Here is a 1,264-nt window from a genome sequence, read left to right as displayed (position 1 = left end):
CTGCCGAGCGGCTACTACTTCGGCTCCCGTAGCGGAGGGAATCGGTCGGTGTCGGGGTACTACCGCCGGAAGTTCAACGGCAAGACCGACCGGCAATGGCTGGCCACCTGGACTAAGCAGCTCACCCGCCGAGGCTGGCCCGCGGGCAAGGGCAAGCGGTACCTGCGCAAGGCCGGCAATGACGGCTTGTACGGGCCGGAGTACCGAGCGCTGATCGAAGCGTTCCAGGCCGACCAGGGCCTGACCCGCGATGGGCTCCTGGGCCGCAAAACGTGGGACGCCGCGTACCGCAACCCGATTCGCTAACCCGCTGGGAGATCCACGGTGGAGACGCTGCTCTACATCTCGGCGGTGATCGCCGCCGTCGGCGCCGCCGCCGAGGTGCTCCGCCGCGCGGCCCGCGGGACGCTGACCACCAGCCGCAAGGTGTCCCGGCTCGTTGACGACCTTGTCGGCGAGCCACCCCGGCCCGGTCTACCCGACGGGCGCCCGGGGCTCATGGCCCGGGTGGGCCGGATCGAGGGCCGCCTGGACGCCCTGGAGGAGTTGCGCCCCAACGGCGGCAGCTCACTCAAGGACCAGGTAGACCGGATCGCCCAGGCCACCGGCGCCGACCAGGCCGGGCACTGAACGTGCTACAGCGATCTGCTGAGCCGTTCACGCACCTCGGATGCGTGCTCCCGCGCCACGGCCATGTCGGCACCGGCCGCCTGGAGCAGCTCCACGATCGGTCCGTTGATGCCGTGCGGGTCTACCAGGGCCACCCCGGCCTGGACACCCAGCAGCACCGGGTCGGTAGTGACTGCCCGCACTGCGGCAACCGCCACCTCGCGGGGAGCGTCCCGCATGCCGTCGGTGCCGTAGCGGCGGGCCACGCCGGACAGCTCGGCCAGGAGCAGCCGCTGTCGCTGCGGCAGTGACGGCACATCCATCCACCGACCCTAACCAGGAGGTTGACCCCGATGACGCATGACTACCTGATCAGCCTGATCCGTACCGCGGTCCCCGCCGCTGTCGGCGCCCTGCTCGCCTGGTTGGGCTCGCAGGCGGGGGTCGTGCTCGACAGCGACTCGTCCACCGCCCTCACGGCCGGTGTGGTGGCGCTGGCGATGGGCGCCTACTACGCCCTCGTCCGGATCGCCGAGGCGCGGTGGCCGTGGCTGGGTGTCCTGCTGGGCACGCCGGCCGCGCCGAAGTACGAGGTGCCGGGGCGGTAGGGTCACTGGTCCTTCTGCGCGTACTCGGTGAGCAGGCGGGTTACGAC

At 71.3% G+C, this 1,264-nt stretch carries 4 protein-coding genes; 3 read left to right on the top strand and 1 reads right to left on the bottom strand.

All coding sequences use genetic code 11. The annotated features are described in order from the left end of the window. Together K228_RS0125070 and K228_RS0125065 are read left to right on the top strand one after the other, a co-directional pair. Nucleotides 1-306, top strand: a 306-nt coding sequence (locus tag K228_RS0125070; protein WP_025620809.1) for a peptidoglycan-binding domain-containing protein, incomplete at its 5' end; no start/stop codon positions are given. Nucleotides 307-324: 18 nt separating this feature from the next. Beyond that, nucleotides 325-630 (top strand): hypothetical protein, encoded by a 306-nt coding sequence (locus K228_RS0125065; RefSeq protein WP_025620808.1) that lies wholly within the window; start codon nucleotides 325-327, stop codon nucleotides 628-630. 5 nt (nucleotides 631-635) lie between these two features. On the opposite strand, the gene K228_RS0125060 is transcribed toward K228_RS0125065, so the two are convergent. Continuing rightward, nucleotides 636-932: a hypothetical protein gene (locus K228_RS0125060; protein ID WP_025620807.1), complete on the bottom strand. Its 297-nt coding sequence runs from the start codon at nucleotides 930-932 to the stop codon at nucleotides 636-638. A 30-nt stretch (nucleotides 933-962) separates the two neighbouring features. Between K228_RS0125060 and K228_RS0125055 the strand changes: the two genes are divergently transcribed. Further along, the gene (locus tag K228_RS0125055) at nucleotides 963-1,217 is read left to right on the top strand and encodes a hypothetical protein (protein WP_025620806.1); all 255 of its coding nucleotides are present in this window, start codon (nucleotides 963-965) and stop codon (nucleotides 1,215-1,217) included. Nucleotides 1,218-1,264: the final 47 nt, after the last annotated feature.

This window comes from Salinispora cortesiana (assembly GCF_000484695.1).
Taxonomy (GTDB): Bacteria; Actinomycetota; Actinomycetes; order Mycobacteriales; family Micromonosporaceae; genus Micromonospora; species Micromonospora cortesiana.
Note: the sequence above shows the minus strand (reverse complement) of the source record. Positions and strands in the feature narration are given on the sequence as shown.